The sequence below is a fragment of the Flagellimonas nanhaiensis genome (genome assembly GCF_003382275.1).
GTDB classification, from domain to species: Bacteria; Bacteroidota; Bacteroidia; order Flavobacteriales; family Flavobacteriaceae; genus Flagellimonas; species Flagellimonas nanhaiensis.
Window position 1 is genome coordinate 104,346 of the sequence record NZ_QTJX01000005.1, and the last position, 21,919, is coordinate 126,264.

The window sequence follows — 21,919 nt, forward strand, 5'->3', positions numbered from 1 at the left end:
AATTCTATTTCAGCGTGACCGCTAGATTGGTAAAATTCAAGCTAAAGCCAGGCTCCGCCTTTTGATGATCCTGAGGAAGCTTTAAACCACCAATTTCAACATAATCTTCCCAAGTTGTGGTCAATGAAGGCTCTTCTTGGTTGGATTTACGGTAAATCCATTCACGGACAATAAAATCATCCTCAAAATAAAAATCATAGGCATCACCAGGGGTATAACCTCCCTCATTGGCATAAACAATGGTCAGTTTTTGCATATTTTTTCCACTGATAGGTGCTTTTTGATCCTCATGAAGTTCGTAGGTGAAATTGTTTGAGTCCCAAATAAGGTTAAAAGGAGCAATAATCCAGAACCTGTCATTGATGAAACCTCCATTTAATTTGGTGGTAACACTGTCCATGGAATTTCGATTGTAGCTGATGGTATCACCATTGAACAAAACAGTGATGTCATTCGATTTTGGTTTCCATGTCCAGGTGCGTTCAAAATGCGAACTATCCCTATCCACATTAAAAGTAAAAGTAAATTCTTTTACAGATTTCCAATTTTCAAAACCATGGGCATGGGCAACTTTTTCCAGGATGCTTTTCTCATCTAATTTTTTTTGGTCAGTAGAAGCTTTTGGTTCGGTCTTACATCCCAAAAAAATGAAAGCAAGTAACAGAGTAGAGGTAAAAAGGGTTTTCATGGTTAATTTTTCATCAAATATAAAGTCATTTTAGGTTATCTTGTCCTGTACTTCCGCAAAGATTTTTTTGACGGGTAAAAAAACCTAATAAACCGCTCCAAGTGACTTTTCTAAAAAGGCTGTTTCTAATTCTTATAAATAATCTCGATAAGAATTCATTGGAAACAGATGATCCATATGCCCATCTATCGGATGAGGAATTGGTAAAGAAAATCGTTGCGAACAACAACCCATTGCTATTTGGGAAACTCTACGATCGTTATGCCAAAATGGTCTATAACAAATGTTATGGGTTTGCTAGATCGGATGATGAAGCGGAAGACCTTACACAAGATGTCTTTCTACAATTGTTCATTAAGCTGAAGATGTTCAAAGGGAAATCCAAGTTTTCAACTTGGCTCTATTCCTTTACCTACAACTTTTGTGTAAACTATGTAAATAGGAACAAGCAGCGCAAAATGAGCGATAAGTCGGTTCCGGTTGAAGATTCAGAGTATAAGTTGACCGAAGAGGTTCCGGATGAGAGCCTTTTTGAAATGAAAAGCAAAAAGTTAAAAAAAGCATTGGAGCTCATAGCTCCGGAGGATAAGTCCCTGTTGTTGCTAAAGTATCAAGATGGGGCTTCGATTAAAGACCTTGTTGCCTTGATGGAAATTGGCGACAGCGCAGTAAAAATGAGGCTGAAGAGGGCCAAGGAAAAACTATTGGAAATCTATAATACCTTATAATAGATGGCAAAGAAAAAAAGAAACCCGTTCAAGGAATTGGAGGCTTCGCTAAGAGAGGTTCCACCTGGAATGAAGAAAAAGGTAATGAACGATATAGCAGCGGCCAAATTGATTATGGATATGGCATCCTTGTTCTCCTTCAATTTGGGATCGGCGCTGCGTAGACTTTTTAGAACACTTGGAAATAATTAAAACTACACTATAAAATCTTTAGATATGGAAACACTTAACGAATGGAAAGACATAACGGTCGACTCCCTAACCACAATGGGGAGGGACATAGCTTCTGCGTTCCCTAAAATCATAGGCGCTCTGGTCATCCTTATTATTGGGTGGTTGGTCACCAAGATCATACTGTTTGTTCTTGGAAAGGTCTTAAAATTGGCCAAAGTGGATGCCTTAAGTGAAAAGATCAATGAAATGGATCTATTGGGCAGGGGCGATTTTAAAATAGACATCATCAAAGTTATAAAGGGCTTTGCAAAATGGGTGTTGCTACTTGTATTCTTGATTGTAGCGGCAGATATTTTGAGCTGGGACATCATTTCAACAGAAATAGGAAATCTATTGCGTTACCTACCTAGATTGTTCAGTGCCCTGGCCTTGATGATGATAGGTCTCTACATTGGGAATTTCATTAAAAAAACTGTCAAGAAATTGTTTGATTCCTTGGAGTTTGGAGGTTCTAATATTGTGAGCAACCTGTTGTTCTACATTATTGTCATCTTTATTTCCATTACGGCCTTGAACCAGGCAGGTATAGATACCACAATTATCACCAATAACATTACCATGTTTTTAGGGGCCTTCCTATTGGCTTTTGCTATTGGCCTTGGGTTGGGCTCAAGAGATGTGATTGCGGATCTTTTACGTTCCTTCTACACAAGACGCACCTATGCAGTTGGGGATAAAGTGGTAATAGGAGAAGACACAGGAACCATTGAGGCCATTGAGAACAACACCTTGACACTGGTCACCAAAACCGGAAAATTTGTAATACCCATCAAGGATGTGGTCTCACAAAAGGTGGAGATAAAATCTTAATGATTTTATTTCGAAGCTCGTTGTGTTGACCTGGATAAAATCCTTGGATTTTCATTATTTTTGAGACTTCAACAATTAGAAAATGAGTTCAAAAAAAGGAAAAGTTAACGAGTTGGTCCAAGAAAAGCTTCTAGAGGAGCGAAAGGTGTTTTTGTGGGGAATGGTGGATGATGACTCGGCAAAACATGTTATTGATAGATTGCTCTATCTGGATTTGCAGAACAATGATGAAATTCAGTTGATTATCAATAGCCCTGGAGGTTACGTAACCTCTGGTTTTGCCATTTACGATACAATAAAACAGATTAAAAGTCCGGTTTCAACAGTTTGTTCTGGTTTGGCGGCTTCTATGGGATCTATCCTACTTTCAGTAGGGGAGAAGGGAAGACGGTTCATACAGCCCCACGCTAGGGTAATGATTCATCAGCCAAGCGGGGGTGCCCAGGGACAGGCCTCAAATATTGAGATTCAGGCTAGGGAAATAGTTAAAACCAAGGAAATTGGAGCCAAGATTCTTGCCGAAAACTGCGGTCAAACTTTTGAGAAAGTCATGAAGGATTTTGATCGTGATTTTTGGATGGGTGCGGAAGAATCGGTCGAATACGGAATTGTAGACGGCATTTTGGAATAAACCAGCATGGTATAACAAGGAAAAAAGTCCTTCGCAAGTGTTTGTGAAGGACTTTTTGCATATATATGGACGCCGTAGCGGAATATTCTATACTATATATTGCAATATGTATACCAAAAGATTCTAAGGAAATGTTAAAAGGCAGATTTGTCTTTTATGATCATCTAGGAAAGGTATGTTCTTCTCATAACCACAGATTTCCGGTTTCGTTTCATAAGTCCCAAATTCCTTATTTTTGAGATTTAACTAGATTTGGCCGCAAGGCAATTTATGGCACGTTCTCCTAAAAATATAGCCATCATCGGTTCAGGATTGGTGGGTTCCCTTTTAGCGGTTTATTTACGTAGAATAGGACATTCGGTCATGGTCTTTGACCGTAGACCTGATATCAGGACCATCGAGTTTTCTGGAAGATCCATTAACCTGGCTATGAGCAATAGGGGATGGAAGGCACTTGGTGAAGTAGGTCTTGAAGATCAGGTCAAGGAAATAGCCATTCCTTTGGATAAACGGGCTATGCACATCAATGATAAACCGGTCTACTTTCAAAAATATGGCAAGGAAGGCGAAGCCATTTGGTCTATTTCGAGAGGAGTTTTGAATAAAAAAATGATTGATCTTGCCGAACAGGCCGGTACTGTATTTCGATTTAACGAAAAGGTCTGGGACGTAGATCTGCCCAATGCCAAGATTTTTACCGGTGAATCCGAAAAAAGTGAATGGAAGGAATACAAGTTTGATTTAATTTTTGGGTGTGATGGAGCCTTTTCAAGGGTTAGGCATAAAATGCAACGGCGTAGTAGGTTCAATTATTCCCAAGAATTCATAGACGTAGGCTATAAAGAACTTACTATTCCTGCAAATGAGGATGGAACCCATAAGTTGGACAAAAACTCATTTCATATTTGGCCCAGAGGAAATTTCATGCTCATTGCCATGCCAAATTTGGACGGAAGCTTCACTTGCACCTTGTTTTTACCTTTTGAAGGCCCTGTTTCTTTTCAAAATATTACCACAAAAAAGGAGGCCCAAGAATTCTTCAAACAATACTTTCCCAATGTAAGAAAGGAAATTGAAAATTTGACCAGGGACTTTTTCAAGAACCCAACAAGTGCCATGGTGACTATGAAATGCTATCCTTGGACATACTGGAACAAGGTTGCACTGGTCGGGGATTCCGCACATGCCATAGTTCCATTTTACGGACAGGGAATGAATGCCGGCTTTGAAGATATCTATGTTTTAAATAAACTAATGGAGCAATATGGTGATGATTGGGACACCATATTTATGGAATACCAAAAGGAACGCAAGCCCAATGCAGATGCCATTGCGGAGCTGAGTTACCGAAATTTTGTGGAAATGAGCAGTAAAACGGCAGACCCAATGTTTTTGCTCCAGAAAAGAATAGAAAAGCATTTTGCACAAAAACATCCAGATAAATGGGTGCCGGTCTACAGTCGTGTTACTTTTTCTGACCGGCCCTATGCCGAAGCCCTGGCCATTGGTGATATGCAGGAGACCATTATGAAGGAAGTTATGGTTATTCCAGAAATTGAGTCCAAATGGGATTCCTTGGAAGTGGAGCAGAAAATTTTGGGATTACTTGCTGATTATGAAGAATAGTCTTCGGGAATGTTTAGATATCAGATTGTTTAAAAATAAAAAAGCCACCTAAAGGTGGCTTTTTGTTGTATTGTAATTGATGTATTTAGATTTTGGAGAAGAGCGCATGCATTTTCTCTTGCTCTTCTTCTGCCAATAACGGATCTACCAAAATTCTTCCACTGTGTTCATCGGTGATTATTTTTTTTCTGGAAGCAATTTCAACCTGAACCTGTGGTGGAATGGTAAAGAATGAACCACCAGATGCTCCACGCTCCACGGGAACTACGGCCAAACCATTTTTCACATTATGACGAATTCTTTTGTAGGCTTGTACCAAGCGTTCCTCTATTTTTTCCTCAAATTCCTCTGATTTTTTCAATAGAGCTTTTTCCTCTTTTTCCGTCTCGGCAAGGATAGCGTCAAGTTCACCTTTTTTGTGCTTCAGGTGTCCTTCCCTTTCAGATAGCTTTTCTTTGGTTTCGGAGATTACCTCTTTTTTCTGCTCTATCTGGGCTTTGAACTCCTTGATGTTCTTTTCAGCCAATTGGATTTCAAGCTCTTGGAATTCCACTTCTTTGCTCAAGGAATTGAACTCACGGCTGTTCCTTACATTTTTCTGCTGCTCGGAATACTTTTTTATGAGTGTTTTGGACTCTTCAATAAGATTTTTCTTGGCTGCAATCTCAAAATTGATGGTCTCCACATCAACCTTCAACTTATCAATCCGTGTTTTAAGTCCATGTACTTCATCTTCCAAATCCTGAACTTCCAAAGGAAGCTCTCCTCGTACATTGCGTATTTCATCTACCCTGGAATCAATAAGTTGAAGATCGTACAATGCTCTCAGCTTTTCCTCCACGGTGCTTTCTTTCTTTTTCGCCATATATTAAAAATAGTTGATGGGATTCGTTATGCTCTCCGATAAAATGATTGCAAAATTAGGAATTTTTTTTGTAAGATAATCAACCAATAAATCTTTTGTAAACTGCTCAGTTTCAAAGTGCCCGATATCGGCTATCACAAGTTCGTTTTCTGCTTCATAAAACTGGTGATATTTTACATCGGCAGTAATGAAAATATCTGCCTTCGCTCTCTTGGCAGCCGAAATGGCAAAAGCCCCACTTCCTCCCAAAACGGCAACTGTATTTACTTTTTTTTCCAACAGTTTTGAATGTCTCACCACGGGTGCATTCATTTTGTCTTTTACAAGACTTAAAAAAGCTTCTTCTTCCATTCCTTGCTCAAGAATACCAACCATTCCCATTCCAATATTTTGTTGGGTGTTGTCCAGAGAGCTTATTTCATAAGCCACCTCTTCATAGGGGTGCGACTCAAAAAGTGCTTTCAGGATGTTCTTTTCTCTTTCAAAGGAATAGATGACATTGATCTGTGTTTCCTTTTCCAAGTGTACTTTTCCAATTTCACCCAAAGTGGGGTTTGCATCTTCTCCTGCTTTAAAACTTCCTGTACCCTCTATTGAGAAACTACAATTACTATACTGCCCGATATCACCTGCTCCAGCTTCAAATAAGGCTGACCTTACCTTCTCCGCTTCGGAATTGGGTACGTAAGTGACCAATTTTTTGATGGTTTTCTGTTTGGGAATCAGAATCTTTGGGTTTTTAATGCCAAGGACTTCACAGATTTTGGCATTCACCCCCATATTGCTATTATCCAGGGCCGTATGCATGCTATAAATGGCAATATCATTGGATATGGCCTTTAAAACAACCCGCTCCACGTAGCTGCTTCCGGTTATCTTCTTTAATCCTTTAAATAGTATTGGGTGAAAACTGACAATTAGATTGCATTTTTTTTCAATAGCCTCGTCGACAACATTTTCAAGAGTATCCAAGGTGACCAAAACGCCACGGACTTGCATATCTGGATTCCCGACCAATAGACCTACATTGTCAAATTCCTCTGCATGCTGTAATGGGGCCAATTCTTCCAGTTTTTTGGCAATATCCCGTACTGTCATTTCATTTTTCTTCATGAGGCTAAAGATAAAATATTATATTTTCGCCTTATGCTACAACTGCTTCGTAAAATAGCATTTCCTTTTTCTTTGATCTACGCCCTGATTGTTTTGATAAGGAACTTTTTGTTCAATATTGGGGTTTTTAAATCAAAATCTTTTCAAACACCGGTCCTTTGCGTGGGTAACCTTAGTGTTGGGGGTACGGGCAAAACCCCTATGATTGAGTATCTGATTCGCGTTTTGGAAGATTATCACGTAGCTGTGCTGAGTAGGGGTTACAAACGAAAGTCCAAAGGGTTTTTAATGGCGGATCCTAATTCAAAAGTGGAAGATTTGGGAGATGAACCCTTTCAGATGTATAAAAAGTTTCCACAGATTACCCTTGTGGTCGATTCAAATAGAAGACGGGGTATTTCACAGCTAGAATCCACTGTAAAACCTGATATCATTTTGTTGGATGATGCTTTTCAACATAGAAAAGTAAAACCTAAATTTTCCATATTGTTGACTGCCCATGATAACCTTTATGTAGAGGATTGGTATTTGCCCACCGGTAATCTTAGGGACGGTAAATTGGAAGCAAAAAGAGCTGATTTGATTGTTGTGACCAAATGTCCGGAGGGGTTTTCGGAGAAGGATAGAGGTAAAATTCTGAAAAAATTAAATCCGAAACAAAACCAAAATGTACTTTTTTCAAAGTTGGTTTATTCGGATACCATCAAGGAAAATGGTAATAAGGCAATGCCGCTGCTGGACCTTCAAAATAAAAAAGTAGCTCTGGTTACGGGCATTGCTTCTCCGGGTCCATTGTTGAAGTATTTAAAATCTAAAAAAATTGATTTTGAGCATTTTGAATATCCCGACCATCATAATTTCACTGAAGGTGAAATCCGGAGTTTTGAAAACTCTGAAATAGTACTGACCACGGAAAAGGATTATGTGCGCCTGGAAGGAAGAATGAAAAATTTGTATTACTTGGAAGTGGCCCACGGATTTGATTCAAAAGACCATGAGATTTTGGTGCAGGCCGTTAAAGGTTTAATTTAGACCAGTCCTTCGGTCTTTTTCTTAAAGATGTTTTCCCCAATTTTTTGATAGAAAACCTCCGGTTTAAATGGTTTGGTGACTACATCGTTACAGCCTGCCTGGTAAAAACTGTCTAAACTATCATCCAAAGAAATGGCCGTAAGGGCAATGATTGGAATTTCCTGATCGAACTTACGGATTTGACGTGTTGCTTCCTCTCCGCTGATTCCTGGCATGTGTATGTCCATTAAAATGGCATCGTACGTATTTGCTTTGGCTAGATCGATGGCCTCATTTCCGTTGTTGGCGATATCACATGTCATCTCTTTTTTGGTAAGCATTTTTTTGGTGATTACCTGATTGATCTTATTGTCCTCCACAATTAAAATATGCAATCCTTCAAACTGGAATTCTTCAGAATCCAATTCAAAAGGTACGTCTTCAGAAGCGACTTTGGCATCACATTTAAGGTCCATTTCAAAGAAGAAGGAACTTCCATGACCAATTTCACTTTCCAGGTTGATGGTACTTCCAAAAATTCCCAAAAGACTTTTTACGATGGTAAGCCCAAGTCCCGTACCTCCATATTCTCGGTTAATCTGAATGGAGCCCTGCTCAAAACTATCGAAGATGGTTTTTTGCTGCTCTTCAGAAATTCCTATACCGTTATCCTTGACCTCAAAATAAAGTTTAACGTTTTCTTCTTCTTTGTTTAGGAGTTTGGCAATGACCTCAACCTTTCCATCTTTAGTGAATTTCAAGGCATTTCCAACAAGATTCATGAATATTTGCGACAACTTGATAGGGTCTCCCAAAAGCTGTTGCGGAATGTTCTCGTCATAACTCAGGACAAGTTCCGTATTATTATCACCGGCATTTTGCTGCAGAGAGTCCACAACTTCGGTAAGAATCTTTTTCAGTTTGAACTCAATACTCAATGGCTCTAGCTTATCGGCATCTATCTTGTTGATTTGAAGAATGTCGTTGATGAAGTTCAATAAATATTCTCCAGAGAATTTTAATGATTTTAAATGCTCTTTTTGATGCTCCGCCGGGTTTTCTTCCAACAGTAGGTGTGTGAGTCCTGTAACCGCATAAAGTGGCGTTCTGAGCTCATGGGTAACCGTAGACAAGAAATTGGTCTTGGCCTCCATGGCTGAGATTGCCGAGTCTCTTGCCAACTCCAATTCTTTGTTTTTGGTGTACAGAAGATCGTTGGTCTTAAGCTTAATCTGGTTATTTCTAAAAAGTGATACGGCAAGCAATGAGATTATCGTCAAAAAAGCAGAAGTAAGAATCGCAGTAATTTCCGAGCGGTTTTTGGATTCGCTAAGCTCTTCATTTTTGGCCGTGAGCTTGTTAATCTCATTCATTTGGTGCTCAAACCTGATTTTGTCCCCGGTTTTTGCTTCCAATTTCACCTTTTCTATGTTGAATATGGAGTCTTTTATCTTTTCCAGCTCCTTTTTGTATTGTAGCGATTGGTCAAAACGGCCAGTTTTCTCATAAATGACAGAAAGTTGTTCGTTTGCAATTTTGATTTCCTTGAAGAATCCATTTTTTTCTGCCAGCTCCAGGGCCGCATTGGCATGGATGACAGCTTCTTCCAGATCATTTAATTCCAGACTTATATTGGCCAGTTGGATGTTGGCCTTGGTTGCCAAATAGGCACGTTCCTGATCATCCGCATTCACCATAAGTGCATGGAGGTTCTTGATGGCATCGTCATATTTTTCAATATTGGTGAAGATATATGCCTCAAGTAGAAGAATGTTATTGCTAAGGTTTCTGTTGTTGCTCAACATCCTTGATTCTTCCAATGATTTAAGGGATTGGAAATTGTTGCCCTCGTCCAAACGCAGAAAAGCATCAAGGTAATGATGGAATGCCTGTCCGAATGAGTAGGAGATGTCTTTTAGCAGAATACTGGCTCTATCCCAATAGAATATGGCAGTTTCACGGTCTCCTTCTTCCAAAAACAACCTTGCATATTGATGATAGGTATCCAATAAGAGCTTTGCATCTTCATTGTTCTCCGCAATTTTGGCAGCTTCATCAAGGGTTTCCAGTGCCTTATCTATCTTGTTCTGATGTCTGTACTGTATGAAGGTGTCAAATATGGACTGGACTTTTGCCGTGGAGCTAATATCGTTTTGACCATAGAAAATCTGGGTGCACAATACGGTGCACAGCAGAAACAGCGCTTTAGCGCCCATCCATTTGTGTGGTAAAACTGAGGTCAAACGTATTTTTTCTTTATAAGCAAAGCTATCAAATCAATAATTCTGGAGCAATATCCAGTTTCGTTGTCGTACCAGCCGATAATTTTTACCATCTTTCCAATTACGGAGGTCATCAAAGAATCAAACGTACAAGAATGACAACTATTGTTTATATCGATGGAAACAATAGGGTCTTCCGTATAATGAAGTATGTTTTTTAGTCCATTTTCGGCATTATCCTTAAAGGTAGCATTAATTTCCTGAATAGAAGTTGGTCTTTTAACATTGAAAGTAATGTCGGTCAGGGACCCATTTGGAACCGGTACACGGATTCCACATCCTCCGATTACGTTGGATAATTCCGGAAAAATTTTGGTCAATGCCTTGGCTGCACCTGTGGTGGTTGGAATAATGGACTGTCCAGCAGCACGTGCCCTTCTAAGGTCTCTGTGAGGGGCATCATGTAGACTCTGGTCCGAAGTGTAGGAATGTATTGTGGTAATATAAGCTTGTTCTATACCGCACAGTTCTTGGATCACCTTGATCATTGGGGCGGCATTATTGGTGGTACAAGAGGCATTGGAGATAATATGGTCACTATCTTCTATCTGATCTTCATTAACCCCAAGTACAACCATTTTTATACTTTCATCTACTGACGGTACCGAAAGAATCACTTTTTTGGCCCCATTTTTTAAATGATGTTCTAAATCTTCGCTTTTTTTGAACTTTCCCGTGGCTTCCACAACAATGTCCACTTTGTGGACCTTCCAATCAATATCCTTTGGATAGTTTTGATTGAGCACAGTGATTTTGTGTCCATTTAGGACAAGTTCGTTATCTGTGTGACTGATATCAGCATCAAAGGGACCGTGGATACTATCATATTTTAGTAGATGTGAGAGCGTTTTGGCATCGGCAAGGTCATTTATTGCACCAATGGAAATAAATGGATGTTTTTCGGCCAATCTACAAAGGGTCCTGCCAATTCGGCCAAAGCCGTTAATGCCAATGGTTATCTTTTTCATGTAAAGGATATAAAAAGTGGGCTACTGTATGTGCTTGTGTGCTTTGTAAGAGGAACGTACCAGAGCTCCGCTTTCAACATGTCTAAAGCCCATTTCTAAACCTATTTCCTCGTATTTTTTGAATTGTTCGGGCAGAATAAACTCTTTTACAGGAAGGTGTTTTTTTGAGGGTTGTAGATATTGGCCAATAGTAACTACGTCTACATTGACCTGTCTAAGATCTTCCATGGTGGCAATAACCTCGTCTTCTTTTTCCCCTAGTCCCAACATAATTCCAGATTTGGTACGGTTGGCACCATTCTTCTTTAAATAGTCCAATGCTCCAAGGCTTCTGTCATATTTTGCCTGGATACGTACCTCCCGGGTAAGCCTTCTTACGGTTTCCATGTTATGGGAAATAACCTCTGGGGCAACTTGCAAAATCCTGTCCAAATGGGTTTCAATTCCTTGAAAATCGGGGATGAGCGTTTCCAGAGTGGTTTCTGGATTCATTCTTCTTATGGCTTTTACGGTCTCGGCCCAAATAATGGACCCCATGTCTTTTAGGTCGTCTCTGTCCACCGAAGTAATGACCGCGTGCTTAATGTTCATTATTTTGATGGATCGGGCTACTTTTTCTGGTTCGGCCCAATCCACACTTTCGGGTCTGCCGGTCTGTACACCACAAAATCCGCAAGATCGAGTACAAATATTACCAAGAATCATAAATGTTGCGGTGCCTTCTCCCCAGCATTCCCCCATATTCGGACAACTTCCAGAGGTACATATAGTGTGAAGGTCATACTTGTCCACAAGACCTCTCAACTGCGTGTATTTTTTGCCTGTGGGGAGTTTTACCCTAAGCCATTTTGGTTTTCCTTTGGGTGGTAAAACGTTTTCTGCTATACCTGTACTCATAAGAAATTTTTAAGGTACAAAGATACTAAACTGCTAAGGAAACTTGATTGAAGGGCCAGTTCACTTTTTTTTGATGATCTCCGCAAGTAGTTTCTTGGCCCGGAGGAGCTTTACCTTGATATTATTGACAGGTTCGTTGAGCTCTTTTGCGATATCGGCATAGCTCATTTCGTTAAAATACCTTAGGTTGATGACCTTTTGATAGTGGGGCTTCAATTTTTTGATGTCTCGCAAGAGATTTGCAAGATTTTGCTCCGTAATCAAGCGGTCTTCTACTGATGGGGTTTCATCCAAGACCCGTTTTACCTCCTCGCCATGAGAGTCCATTTCGTCCAAAAGGCTTCTTTTCCTCTTTCGGATCAGGTCAACATGCAAGTTTTTGGAAATTGTGATGAGCCATGTCTTGAACTCGTAGGCTTCATCATAGGTATTGATTTTATCAAAAGCTTTGGAAAAGGTGCGGATGGTAATGTCCTCGGCATCATTTTCATTTTTGGTGCGAAGGAGTTGAAAACTGTAGACATCGTTCCAAAAAGTGTCCAGAAGGCTGCTAAAAGCCATTTGGTTGCCCGCTTTGGCCTTTTGTATATTTTCCTTAATGGACTGTTCGGTCTTTTCCAACATGTGTTTTGAGGTAGAAAAACCTTAGGGTAAACTATTGTAATTCGGGAACTGAATCCTTTTTGCATTCTTGTTCATCCGGAAGTTTACCACAAAAACCACAGGCTTCACCTTCTTTGTTCAAGAAAGGGTTTTGACTTGCGCATGTACCAGCAAACTTTCCATCTTTTTTAGACCAAATTTTTATGGCAATCCCAGCGAAAGCGAGGGCCAAAATACCAATGGTCAAAAGGGCTAACTTCATATTCCAACTTTTGGACAAAGGTACAAAATACCCCTGTAAAGAAGGCCCAAGTTTAAGGATACTTTAGGGTTCGTATTTAATAGGTGATATTGGCCACTATGTTTTCTACGGATGGAGATGTATTTCCTCCTTCAGGCTCAATTGTAATGTAACCAATTGCATTTTCTGCATAGGGTAGGGCCATTAGTTTGTCTTTGTCTTCAAACTGTTTGATGACCCCAAGGTTCACCAGCTCTCCATTCACTTCTGCCCACATCTGGAAGCATTTGTTTTCAGGGAGATTGGGAACACTGCTGACATTGATATAGGAAAGCTTCTTTACTGGATTGATATAAGCTATGGCTTTCAGCTCTTTTCCTTCTTTTTTGCCCCTTAGGTTATATTTTTTTGTAGCTGGATTGTTAAGGACGATGAACTGGTTTCTAACATCTTCAAGTTGGGTCCTCATGTTTTCCTCCAAGTACTTGATTTTGTTGGTCACTAAAGTGTTTTCCTCTTGGAGAGCCTTGTTCTGGTTCCAGAAGAAGTAAGAGGAACCAGCAAATACCATGATGGCCACACTTGCCGCTATGGCATATCTGAAGAACCTTCTGCTGACCACTTTCTGACTTTTGGCACTGCTTAGAATGACTTCCTTGAGTCCATCTGGTGTATTTCTGGAATACATTTTTGCAAATGCCTCTAGATTATCCTGCAACTCGTTATAGGTTTCCCTTACCTTCGGGTACATGGCAATATACCTTTCAGCTTTTAGGGTCTCCTCTTTGCTGGTTTGGTCCAGAAGATATTTCTCCAGAATATCGGAATCCAAAAATATTTTTACTTTTTCTTTCATGGCAACAAAATTATCAACAGAATGATGACCAATGTGGTACCGTAAATTTTTCCCAACTCTCTAAGGCCAATTTTTAATCTGGATTTAATGGTTCCTAAGGGCATTTCCAATTCTTCACTTGCCTCTTGTTGTGTCATTCCTTCAAAAAATAAGGCTTCGAGGACAATTCTGTACTTAGGTTCCAATTTATCCAGGTTTTCCTGGATATCCATATGCTCTGGCCGTATGCCATCAACTCCTAGGTTATATACGTCAGAAACGTCTATTTGGACTTCTTTGTCGGTTTTATTGTTTATGCTTCTCAATTTGTCAATGGCCGTATTTCGTATAATTCGGAACAGCCAGGTAAAGAGTTTGGCTTTGGAAGGGTCGTAGGAATCTGCCTTTTTCCATATTTTAATGAAGCTCTCCTGCAATACATCCTGAGCCAATTCTTCATCCTTCACCACCTTATAGGCGACCCCGTAGAGTGTATCTCCGTAGTTGTCGTATAACAGAGATATGGCTTTGTCATCTTTCTCCGCCAGAAGTGAAACAATATGTTTTTCAATTAGTGTACTCATTTAAGGTTCAATAAGGTAAAATTTCTGGGGGCAAAATCTAAAATAAGGTTTATATCGTATATACTACAACGTTGCAAAGTAAAAAGGATTATTGCAGCTATACAATTCGATTAAAATATAGGGCCTTGGCCCGTTCGGTATAAATAAATTTGGTTAGTTTGGTTTGGTATAACCCCTGTTATTGTCACAATGCGGGGGTTATCTTATTATATTCACCTCAGGTTGAAGGGTTACGCCAAATTTTTGAGCTACTTCTTCTTGGATTTCTTCTGCCAGCTCTACGATTTCTTTACCTGTGGCATTTCCGTAGTTTACAAGAACCAGCGCCTGTTTCTCATGAACTCCGGCATCTCCTTTTCTTTTGCCCTTGAACCCACATTGTTCAATTAACCAACCTGCTGGAATCTTAACCTGATTGTCATCCATTTGGTACGAGGGGACATTGGGATGAGCCTTTTTCAATTTTTCAAATGCTTTTTTGGAGATAACAGGGTTTTTAAAGAAGCTTCCACTATTCCCTAGCTCTTCTGGGTCTGGTAGTTTACTTTGACGGATTGCAATAACGGCATCGGAGATATTCCTGATAGTGGGGTATACAATGCCCACTTTTTTTAACTCGCCTTCAATGGCGCCATACCCTGTGTTCAGTGTATGGTTTTTTTTGGTCAACTTAAGATTTACCGAGGTGATGATATATTTATTTTTGGCTTCTCCTTTAAATATGGAATCCCTATAACCAAAATTACAGCTCTCATGATCAAAGGTTACCAATTCTCCAGTATCCACTTCCATGGCAACACAGCTTGCGAAAACATCTTTCAACTCTACCCCATAGGCACCAATATTTTGGATTGGAGCCGTACCTGTATTTCCTGGAATCAAAGAAAGATTTTCAAGGCCGCCATAGCCATGGTCCAGTGTCCAGAGGACCAGTTCATGCCAGTTTTCTCCTGCCATCACCTTGATTTCAACGGTATCTTCATCTTCATCAACAATGCTGATGCCCTTTAAGTTGATGTGCATCACCAAGGCATTTATGTCTTTGGTCAACAACATATTGCTCCCGCCACTTATGACAAACCTATTTGGATAGGCCTCAAGCTCAAGTATTTTCTGAAGTTGGGCCAAACCCGTGATTTCAACAAAAAAGCGAGCTTTAACATCAATACCAAAGGTATTGTAATGTTTTAGGGATATGTTTTCTTGAATGTTCACCGACTTGCATAAAGTGTTAAGCCCTTTCCTAAAATTTGTACAGCTTCTACAAGTAATTCCTTTTCCAGAACATAGGCAATCCTGATTTGGTTTTTACCCATGCCTTTTGTGGCATAGAAGCCAGAAGCTGGAGCAACCATGACCGTATTTCCGTTTGCGTCAAATTTCTCAAGTAACCATTGGGCAAAATCATCTGCATCCTTCACTGGAAGCTCAACCACACAGTAGAAAGCACCTTGAGGAACTGCAACTTTAACATCATCCAGTTTTTTAAGTTCAGAAACCAAGATGTCTCTTCTGGAAACATATTCTTTTTTAACCTCATCAAAATAAGACGGAGGTGTCTCTAAAGCAGCTTCGCTAGCTATTTGTGCAAAGGTTGGCGGCGATAATCTTGCCTGGGCAAATTTAAGAGCGGTTTGTATGACATCTTTATTTTTTGAAACCAAACAACCTATCCGGGCTCCGCACATACTATACCGTTTGGAAACAGAGTCCACAACAATGGCATGCTCTTCCAGTCCAGATTCTTGCAAAATGGAGTAGTGCTCCCTGCCTTCATAGGTGAACTCACGGTATACCTCATCAGCAATTAAGAAGAGATTGTGTTTTTTCACCAATTTGGCAAGCTGCTGAATTTCTTCCTTGCTATACAGATAGCCTGTAGGATTTCCAGGGTTGCAGATTAGTATTGCTTTTGTTTTGGGCGTAATAAGTTTTTCAAAATCAGCAATGGGTGGAAGTGCAAAATTATTGTCAATCGTCGATACAATCGGAACTACTTTTACACCCGAAGCTGTCGCAAAACCATTGTAATTGGCATAAAAAGGCTCTGGGATGATAATCTCATCCTCGGCATCCATAATGGTCCCCATAGCAAAATACAATGCCTCTGAACCTCCAGTGGTCACAATTAAGTCCTTAGAAGTAACTTGAATGTCGTTCTTTGCGTAATATTCAGCAATTTTCTGGCGATATTGCTCAGAACCCTCGGTCATACTATACGCCAGGACATCTATGTCATGATTTCGAACGGCGTCCAGGGCTACTTTAGGTGTTTTGATGTCAGGTTGACCAATGTTGAGATGAATTACGTTAACCCCTCTTTTTTTGGCTGCTTCGGCAAATGGAACCAACTTTCTAATGGGGGATTCAGGCATCGACACCCCTTTTCTGGATATACTTGGCATGCGTAAAATTTTAAGCAAAAATGGGAAAACCAATACTCGAAAACAACACATTTGCCCATTATTTGATTCGTTATGTGAATGTTAAATTACAAGTCTTTTTGCCCTCTTTTTAGTATATTTAAGAAGCTTAACCGGTTAGAAGCAAGTAAATTGAAAAGAAAACTACGCTTTCTTACACTTCTTGTGGCGCTGTTGCCATTTATGATTTCAGCGCAAGGATTCAAATTACCCAAAGATCAGAAGTTCCAAAAAATCAATTTTGAGATGATCAATAATTTGATCATTGTTCCTCTGGAAATCAACGGGGCCAAACTAACCTTTGTGCTGGATTCAGGTGTTGGGAAACCAATTCTTTTCAATCTTTCCGATCAAGATTCCCTTCAAATCAATAATGTTTCCGAAGTTACCATACGGGGATTGGGTGATGGGGAACCCATGAAAGCTCTTAAATCTAAAGGTAACGCCTTCAAACTTGGAAAAGCAAAGAACTACAATCAGGAGCTGTATGTGGTGTTGGACAAGGAAATAAATTTTTCCACTTCCTTGGGCATTCCGGTACATGGGATTTTGGGATACGAGTTATTTCGGGATTTTGTGGTTGAAATCAACTATGGCGCCCAGAGTATAAAATTGCACAACCCAGAATTATATAGACCACCTGCCAATACCAGAAAATCGCAGACACTCCCTCTTTCTATTGACAGGAAAAAGGCCTACTTACAAGGTACGGTATTGTTTAAGGATTCAGAAAATGTTCCAGTTAAATTATTGGTGGATACCGGTAGCAGTGATGCTTTGTGGCTTTTCCATGAACCAGAGAAGGGCCTTGAAATCCCGGAGAAGAACTATGAAGATTATTTAGGTCGAGGGCTTAGCGGTGATATTTTTGGTAAACGTACCAAGGTCAGCGGGATTAAAATTGGGGATTTTGAGTTGAAAGATGCTAAAGCTGCCTTCCCATATCGCGAATCGTTTGGATTTTTCAACAATCTGGGAGACCGTAATGGAAGCGTTGGAGGAGAGATATTAAAACGGTTCAATATCATTTTCGATTATGGTAGGGAGCAGGTAACGCTAAAAAAGAACGGAAACTTTAGAGCTCCATTTCAATATAATTTGGCGGGGATAGCCCTTCAACATAACGGATTGCGGTATATCGCAGAAAGTATAGCTGATTTTAACGGTGTGGTCCGAGAGGACGATTCCAGCTTTGGAAACGTGCAGATTTTACTTGAAAACAAGACGCGTTTGAGCTTGGTTCCAGAAATTGTGGTATCGGGTATTAGGGCAGGAAGCCCTGCTCACGAGGCCGGTTTACAAGAAGGAGATGTAATTCTTGCCGTAAATGGAAAGAGCATTCACAGATACAAACTTCAAGAAGTGCTTAAAATGCTCAACGAAAAGGAAGGTAAACGAATCAAGGTCTTGATAGAACGTTATGATCGTGACCTCATGTTCACCTTTGTCCTCAAAAAAGTCTTTGACGATTAAAAAAGCCCCAAAAACTTTACATTTTTGAGGCTTAACTATGTTAAATCTTTAGGTATTGCCTATTTATTTGGCTCCTTCTCCTTTAACGGTTCCTTTTATTTTTAAAACCTTGGTAGGAGTATCAGCATTGGAAGTTACCGTAATGGCCTTCCTGATAGGTCCAACCCTGTTGGTATCATATTTCACCTGAATTTCACCAGTTTTTCCCGGTAAAATAGGATCTTCTGGTTTCTTTGGAATAGTACATCCGCAACTTGATCTTACATTACTTATGACCAATGGCACCGTTCCAGTGTTGGTAAACTCAAATACACGAACACCGTCACTGCCTTTTTCAATTTCACCATAGTCAATGGTCTCATTCTTAAATTCAATCTTTGCTGTTGCATCTTGGGCATAAACACCGTAGGAAAGCAATCCAACAAACAACATGAGTACAGTTTTTTTCATCATTTCTAGTTTTGGGTGAACTCCAAATGTAGATGTTTTCCCACCTGCATCCAAAATTCTTTTGTTATGTAATAACGTTACTTATTTTTGTTTCGTATTTCTGAATCAGTTCCCAAGTTAAGAATAGTGTAAATTTAACATAGAACACCTCCTTAATGCAACCGATTCGGTTCCAAAAAGACAAAAACTATACCGAAAAATGGAAATTCCATCAAAATATGAGCCCAATAGGGTAGAGGAGCACTGGTATCAATACTGGATGAAGCATGATTTTTTTAGTTCAAAACCCGATGAAAGAGAACCCTATACCATTGTAATACCCCCGCCTAACGTAACCGGAGTACTACATATGGGCCATATGCTCAACAATACCATTCAGGATGTTTTGATACGCAGGGCCAGATTATTAGGCAAAAATGCGTGCTGGGTCCCTGGAATGGACCATGCTTCCATTGCTACGGAGGCCAAAGTTGTTGCAAAATTGCAAGAAGAGGGCATAAATAAGGCAGATTTGACCCGAGAGGACTTTTTAAAGCATGCTTGGGAATGGACCAATGAATATGGTGGGGTAATTCTGCAGCAGTTGAAGAAACTGGGCTGTTCCTGCGATTGGGACCGCACAAAATTCACCATGGATGACGATATGTCAGCCTCCGTGATCAAGGTCTTTGTGGATTTGTACAAAAAAGGACTGATCTACAGAGGTTATCGCATGGTAAATTGGGACCCGCAGGCAAAAACCACCCTCTCCGATGAAGAAGTCGTTTATGAAGAAAGGCAGGGAAATCTATATTACCTGTCCTACGCAATAGAAGGTTCAGACGAAAAAGTAACAATTGCTACTACGCGACCTGAAACTATTCTAGGTGATACCGCCATATGTATCAATCCTAATGATGAAAGATATTATCATTTAAGAGGGAAAAAAGCCATTGTACCGATATGTAACAGGGTAATTCCAATTATTGAGGATGACTACGTAGATGTCGAATTTGGTACAGGGTGTCTAAAAGTGACTCCTGCGCATGATGAAAACGACAAAAACCTTGGTGATAAGCATGGCCTGGAGATAGTGGATATCTTCAATGAAGATGCGACCTTGAACTCCTACGGCCTTCATTATGAAGGGAAAGACCGTTTTGTAGTGCGAAAGGAAATCAGCAAAGAACTGGAAGAAAAAGGTTTCTTGGTGAAGGTTGAGCAACATACCAACAAAGTTGGAACTTCAGAGCGTACCAAGGCGGTTATTGAGCCCAGACTGTCCGATCAGTGGTTTTTAAAGATGGAAGATTTGGCCAAACCGGCCCTTGAAGGGGTGTTAAAAACAAATGACATCAAATTTTACCCCAAAAAGTTTGAAAACACGTATCGTCACTGGATGGAGGGTATACGGGATTGGAACATTTCCCGCCAGTTGTGGTGGGGACAACAGATTCCGGCATATTATTATGGAGATGGCAAAGAAGACTTTGTGGTGGCAGAAACCCCGGAAGAGGCTTTGAAATTAGCCATTGAAAAGTCTGGAAACCAAGGATTAAAATTGCAGGACCTGAATCAAGATCAAGATGTACTGGATACCTGGTTCTCCTCCTGGCTATGGCCCATCAGCGTCTTCGGAGGCATCTTGGACCCGGATAATGAAGAGATCAATTATTATTACCCCACCAATGATTTGGTCACCGCTCCAGACATTATTTTCTTCTGGGTGGCACGGATGATCATATCCGGGTATGAATATCGAGATAAACGACCTTTTGAAAATGTTTATTTCACGGGATTGGTAAGGGACAAACAACGTCGTAAAATGTCTAAACAGTTGGGAAATTCTCCAGATGCACTTAAATTGATCAAAGATTTTGGTGCTGATGGTGTCCGTGTTGGACTGCTGTTGAGTTCGTCCGCTGGTAACGACATCATGTTTGACGAATCCTTATGCCAACAAGGAGCCAACTTTGCCAATAAAGTATGGAATGCGTTCCGATTGGTAAAAGGGTGGGAAGTGGCTGATTTACCACAACCTGAAGCTGCCAAAATTGGAATTGACTGGTACACGGCTAAGTTCAATAAAACATTGAAGGAGATTGAGGACCATTTTTCAAAATATAGAATTTCGGATGCCCTGATGGCTATTTACAAAATGGTTTGGGACGACTTTTGCTCGTGGCTTCTGGAAATAGTGAAACCTGCCTACCAACAACCTATTGATCAAACCACGTACAATGCGGTGATTCGATTGTTTGAAGAAAACCTGAAGTTGATGCATCCTTTCATGCCATTTTTAACGGAAGAGGTATGGCAACACATGGCAGAGCGTACGCCTGAGGAGGCATTGATGATATCCAATTGGCCAGAGGCTGGTGATGCACAAGCCTCGTTGATTACAGATTTTGATTTTGCAGCTGAGGTGATTTCTGGTGTACGTACCATAAGAAAAGAAAAGAATATTCCACAAAAGGAAACTTTGGAGCTTTCCATGTTGAATACCGAAGGTATCAGCAATCAAATGGATGCCGTGATCATTAAATTGGCCAACCTATCAAAATTGGAAACCGTAGGTTCCAGTTTGGAAGGGGCTCTGAGCTTTCGGGTAAAGAGCAGTGAGTATTTTATCCCTATGGGTGATGCTATAGATGTTGAGGCCGAGATTAAAAAGATTTCCGAAGAGCTTGATTACACCCGCGGATTCCTAAAATCTGTGCAAAAGAAATTGAGCAATGAGCGCTTTGTCAACAATGCCCCAGAACAGGTAGTAGCCCTTGAGAAAAAGAAAGCTGCGGATGCCGAGGCTAAAATTGAGACTTTGGAAAAAAGTTTGGCAGGACTGGAGTAAGTCGGTGCCAGGGAGTAAAGTACCGTTCGCAAAGAGCATTTCATGCTGTTTTCCAGTTTTGAGGCACAACATCTATTATTACTGTAACAGTCGTGTTTTGAGATGTGTCTAAAAGTCATAAACCAAAAATTATGACATACAAAAGACGCATTTACGCGGTCCTGATCATATGTTTAGGTATGGTCACAAGTATTAATTCTCAAACACAAAAATCAATGGAAAAAACAGTAATTTCAACAGATCAACAGGATGTTCTTGATGCAGTGGAATCAATGACCCTGGCTTTCAACAGCAAAGATATTGAAGGAGTAATGTCCAGCTATAGGGCTGGTGCTTTGGTCATTTTTGAACCTGAAAACCCGGTTACGGACCACAATCAATTACGGGAAATGTTCCTGGGAGCTTTTACAATAAGTCCCAAATTTGAATATCCGCAGGGTCACGAGGTCTTTGTAAACGGTGATGTGGCAACTCATATAGCCCCCTGGGTAATGACGGGCACAGCTCCTGATGGTACGGAAATCAAGCAAAGTGGGCTCTCTGTAGCAAACTTGGAAAAACAGTTCAATGGAACATGGTTATTGACATTTGACAATCCCCATGGTAGTTATCTAATGAGCAAATAAC

Annotated in this window: 22 protein-coding genes; 9 read left to right on the top strand and 13 right to left on the bottom strand. The window is 40.2% G+C overall.

Annotated features, from left to right (window positions below):
* Positions 1 to 4: 4 nt before the first annotated feature.
* Positions 5 to 688 carry a hypothetical protein gene (locus DX873_RS16415; RefSeq protein WP_116185578.1) on the bottom strand — a complete coding sequence of 228 codons (684 nt, stop codon included), beginning with the start codon at positions 686 to 688 and terminating at the stop codon, positions 5 to 7.
* A 101-nt stretch (positions 689 to 789) separates the two neighbouring features.
* Here DX873_RS16415 and DX873_RS16420 point away from each other — a divergent pair, with 101 nt between their 5' ends.
* From DX873_RS16420 to DX873_RS16440, 5 genes are all read left to right on the top strand, one after another.
* On the top strand, positions 790 to 1,416 hold the full coding sequence (locus tag DX873_RS16420; protein ID WP_116185579.1) for an RNA polymerase sigma factor: 627 nt from the start codon (positions 790 to 792) through the stop codon (positions 1,414 to 1,416).
* Positions 1,417 to 1,419: 3 nt separating this feature from the next.
* The gene (locus tag DX873_RS16425; protein ID WP_116185580.1) at positions 1,420 to 1,608 is read left to right on the top strand and encodes a hypothetical protein; all 189 of its coding nucleotides are present in this window, start codon (positions 1,420 to 1,422) and stop codon (positions 1,606 to 1,608) included.
* 24 nt (positions 1,609 to 1,632) lie between these two features.
* The gene (locus DX873_RS16430; protein ID WP_116185581.1) at positions 1,633 to 2,460 is read left to right on the top strand and encodes a mechanosensitive ion channel family protein; all 828 of its coding nucleotides are present in this window, start codon (positions 1,633 to 1,635) and stop codon (positions 2,458 to 2,460) included.
* Between the two features lie 82 nt (positions 2,461 to 2,542).
* Positions 2,543 to 3,091 carry a ClpP family protease gene (locus tag DX873_RS16435; RefSeq protein WP_116185582.1) on the top strand — a complete coding sequence of 183 codons (549 nt, stop codon included), beginning with the start codon at positions 2,543 to 2,545 and terminating at the stop codon, positions 3,089 to 3,091.
* Between the two features lie 270 nt (positions 3,092 to 3,361).
* Complete coding sequence (locus tag DX873_RS16440) at positions 3,362 to 4,717, top strand: FAD-dependent oxidoreductase (protein WP_116185583.1); 1,356 nt, start codon at positions 3,362 to 3,364, stop codon at positions 4,715 to 4,717.
* 85 nt (positions 4,718 to 4,802) lie between these two features.
* On the opposite strand, the gene DX873_RS16445 is transcribed toward DX873_RS16440, so the two are convergent.
* Positions 4,803 to 5,582 carry a zinc ribbon domain-containing protein gene (locus tag DX873_RS16445; RefSeq protein ID WP_116185584.1) on the bottom strand — a complete coding sequence of 260 codons (780 nt, stop codon included), beginning with the start codon at positions 5,580 to 5,582 and terminating at the stop codon, positions 4,803 to 4,805.
* 3 nt (positions 5,583 to 5,585) lie between these two features.
* On the bottom strand, positions 5,586 to 6,680 hold the full coding sequence (locus DX873_RS16450; protein ID WP_116185659.1) for a Nif3-like dinuclear metal center hexameric protein: 1,095 nt from the start codon (positions 6,678 to 6,680) through the stop codon (positions 5,586 to 5,588).
* Positions 6,681 to 6,728: 48 nt separating this feature from the next.
* On the opposite strand from DX873_RS16450, the gene lpxK reads away from it, so the two are divergent.
* Positions 6,729 to 7,727 (top strand): tetraacyldisaccharide 4'-kinase, encoded by a 999-nt coding sequence (gene lpxK, locus DX873_RS16455; protein ID WP_116185585.1) that lies wholly within the window; start codon positions 6,729 to 6,731, stop codon positions 7,725 to 7,727.
* On the opposite strand, the gene DX873_RS16460 is transcribed toward lpxK, so the two are convergent.
* From DX873_RS16460 to DX873_RS16500, 9 genes are all read right to left on the bottom strand, one after another.
* On the bottom strand, positions 7,724 to 9,922 hold the full coding sequence (locus tag DX873_RS16460; RefSeq protein ID WP_181899540.1) for a response regulator: 2,199 nt from the start codon (positions 9,920 to 9,922) through the stop codon (positions 7,724 to 7,726). The two genes, lpxK and DX873_RS16460, sit on opposite strands and share 4 nt — an antisense overlap.
* Before the next feature lie 23 nt (positions 9,923 to 9,945).
* A complete protein-coding gene (gene gap, locus DX873_RS16465) occupies positions 9,946 to 10,956 on the bottom strand; it encodes a type I glyceraldehyde-3-phosphate dehydrogenase (protein WP_116185587.1) in 1,011 nt (336 codons plus the stop codon).
* 21 nt (positions 10,957 to 10,977) lie between these two features.
* Positions 10,978 to 11,853: a lipoyl synthase gene (gene lipA / locus DX873_RS16470; protein WP_116185588.1), complete on the bottom strand. Its 876-nt coding sequence runs from the start codon at positions 11,851 to 11,853 to the stop codon at positions 10,978 to 10,980.
* 60 nt (positions 11,854 to 11,913) lie between these two features.
* Positions 11,914 to 12,477: an RNA polymerase sigma factor gene (locus DX873_RS16475; protein WP_181899541.1), complete on the bottom strand. Its 564-nt coding sequence runs from the start codon at positions 12,475 to 12,477 to the stop codon at positions 11,914 to 11,916.
* A 31-nt stretch (positions 12,478 to 12,508) separates the two neighbouring features.
* Positions 12,509 to 12,718 (bottom strand): membrane or secreted protein, encoded by a 210-nt coding sequence (locus DX873_RS16480; RefSeq protein ID WP_116185589.1) that lies wholly within the window; start codon positions 12,716 to 12,718, stop codon positions 12,509 to 12,511.
* Between the two features lie 76 nt (positions 12,719 to 12,794).
* The gene (locus DX873_RS16485) at positions 12,795 to 13,553 is read right to left on the bottom strand and encodes an anti-sigma factor (RefSeq protein ID WP_116185590.1); all 759 of its coding nucleotides are present in this window, start codon (positions 13,551 to 13,553) and stop codon (positions 12,795 to 12,797) included.
* Positions 13,550 to 14,116 carry an RNA polymerase sigma factor gene (locus DX873_RS16490; RefSeq protein ID WP_116185591.1) on the bottom strand — a complete coding sequence of 189 codons (567 nt, stop codon included), beginning with the start codon at positions 14,114 to 14,116 and terminating at the stop codon, positions 13,550 to 13,552. The genes DX873_RS16485 and DX873_RS16490 overlap by 4 nt, the downstream gene beginning before the upstream one ends.
* Positions 14,117 to 14,314: 198 nt before the next feature.
* Positions 14,315 to 15,331: a UDP-N-acetylmuramate dehydrogenase gene (gene murB, locus DX873_RS16495; RefSeq protein ID WP_116185592.1), complete on the bottom strand. Its 1,017-nt coding sequence runs from the start codon at positions 15,329 to 15,331 to the stop codon at positions 14,315 to 14,317.
* Positions 15,328 to 16,521, bottom strand: a complete 1,194-nt coding sequence (locus DX873_RS16500) for a pyridoxal phosphate-dependent aminotransferase (RefSeq protein ID WP_116185593.1) — start codon at positions 16,519 to 16,521, stop codon at positions 15,328 to 15,330. Before DX873_RS16500 ends, murB begins: the two co-directional genes overlap by 4 nt.
* A 150-nt stretch (positions 16,522 to 16,671) precedes the next feature.
* On the opposite strand from DX873_RS16500, the gene DX873_RS16505 reads away from it, so the two are divergent.
* Positions 16,672 to 18,012 (top strand): aspartyl protease family protein, encoded by a 1,341-nt coding sequence (locus DX873_RS16505; RefSeq protein ID WP_232520964.1) that lies wholly within the window; start codon positions 16,672 to 16,674, stop codon positions 18,010 to 18,012.
* Positions 18,013 to 18,075: 63 nt separating this feature from the next.
* Here the strand turns inward: DX873_RS16505 and DX873_RS16510 are convergent, their stop codons facing one another.
* Positions 18,076 to 18,465: a DUF1573 domain-containing protein gene (locus DX873_RS16510; RefSeq protein ID WP_116185594.1), complete on the bottom strand. Its 390-nt coding sequence runs from the start codon at positions 18,463 to 18,465 to the stop codon at positions 18,076 to 18,078.
* Between the two features lie 196 nt (positions 18,466 to 18,661).
* Between DX873_RS16510 and DX873_RS16515 the strand changes: the two genes are divergently transcribed.
* Positions 18,662 to 21,292 (top strand): valine--tRNA ligase, encoded by a 2,631-nt coding sequence (locus DX873_RS16515; RefSeq protein WP_116185595.1) that lies wholly within the window; start codon positions 18,662 to 18,664, stop codon positions 21,290 to 21,292.
* Positions 21,293 to 21,507: 215 nt separating this feature from the next.
* Positions 21,508 to 21,918, top strand: coding sequence for a YybH family protein (locus DX873_RS16520; protein WP_181899542.1), 411 nt, complete (start codon positions 21,508 to 21,510; stop codon positions 21,916 to 21,918).
* Position 21,919 lies beyond the last annotated feature (1 nt).

Bases quoted from the DNA above. Each gene is read 5' to 3' on its own strand.
- DX873_RS16415 (WP_116185578.1), bottom strand. From the start codon at position 688: ATGAAAACCCTTTTTACCTCTACTCTGTTACTTGCTTTCATTTTTTTG.
- DX873_RS16425 (WP_116185580.1), top strand. From the start codon at position 1,420: ATGGCAAAGAAAAAAAGAAACCCGTTCAAGGAATTGGAGGCTTCGCTA.
- DX873_RS16430 (WP_116185581.1), top strand. From the start codon at position 1,633: ATGGAAACACTTAACGAATGGAAAGACATAACGGTCGACTCCCTAACC.
- DX873_RS16435 (WP_116185582.1), top strand. From the start codon at position 2,543: ATGAGTTCAAAAAAAGGAAAAGTTAACGAGTTGGTCCAAGAAAAGCTT.
- DX873_RS16440 (WP_116185583.1), top strand. From the start codon at position 3,362: ATGGCACGTTCTCCTAAAAATATAGCCATCATCGGTTCAGGATTGGTG.
- DX873_RS16445 (WP_116185584.1), bottom strand. From the start codon at position 5,582: ATGGCGAAAAAGAAAGAAAGCACCGTGGAGGAAAAGCTGAGAGCATTG.
- DX873_RS16450 (WP_116185659.1), bottom strand. From the start codon at position 6,680: ATGACAGTACGGGATATTGCCAAAAAACTGGAAGAATTGGCCCCATTA.
- lpxK (WP_116185585.1), top strand. From the start codon at position 6,729: ATGCTACAACTGCTTCGTAAAATAGCATTTCCTTTTTCTTTGATCTAC.
- DX873_RS16460 (WP_181899540.1), bottom strand. From the start codon at position 9,922: ATGGGCGCTAAAGCGCTGTTTCTGCTGTGCACCGTATTGTGCACCCAG.
- gap (WP_116185587.1), bottom strand. From the start codon at position 10,956: ATGAAAAAGATAACCATTGGCATTAACGGCTTTGGCCGAATTGGCAGG.
- lipA (WP_116185588.1), bottom strand. From the start codon at position 11,853: ATGAGTACAGGTATAGCAGAAAACGTTTTACCACCCAAAGGAAAACCA.
- DX873_RS16475 (WP_181899541.1), bottom strand. From the start codon at position 12,477: ATGTTGGAAAAGACCGAACAGTCCATTAAGGAAAATATACAAAAGGCC.
- DX873_RS16480 (WP_116185589.1), bottom strand. From the start codon at position 12,718: ATGAAGTTAGCCCTTTTGACCATTGGTATTTTGGCCCTCGCTTTCGCT.
- DX873_RS16485 (WP_116185590.1), bottom strand. From the start codon at position 13,553: ATGAAAGAAAAAGTAAAAATATTTTTGGATTCCGATATTCTGGAGAAA.
- DX873_RS16490 (WP_116185591.1), bottom strand. From the start codon at position 14,116: ATGAGTACACTAATTGAAAAACATATTGTTTCACTTCTGGCGGAGAAA.
- DX873_RS16500 (WP_116185593.1), bottom strand. From the start codon at position 16,521: ATGCCAAGTATATCCAGAAAAGGGGTGTCGATGCCTGAATCCCCCATT.
- DX873_RS16510 (WP_116185594.1), bottom strand. From the start codon at position 18,465: ATGATGAAAAAAACTGTACTCATGTTGTTTGTTGGATTGCTTTCCTAC.
- DX873_RS16515 (WP_116185595.1), top strand. From the start codon at position 18,662: ATGGAAATTCCATCAAAATATGAGCCCAATAGGGTAGAGGAGCACTGG.
- DX873_RS16520 (WP_181899542.1), top strand. From the start codon at position 21,508: ATGGAAAAAACAGTAATTTCAACAGATCAACAGGATGTTCTTGATGCA.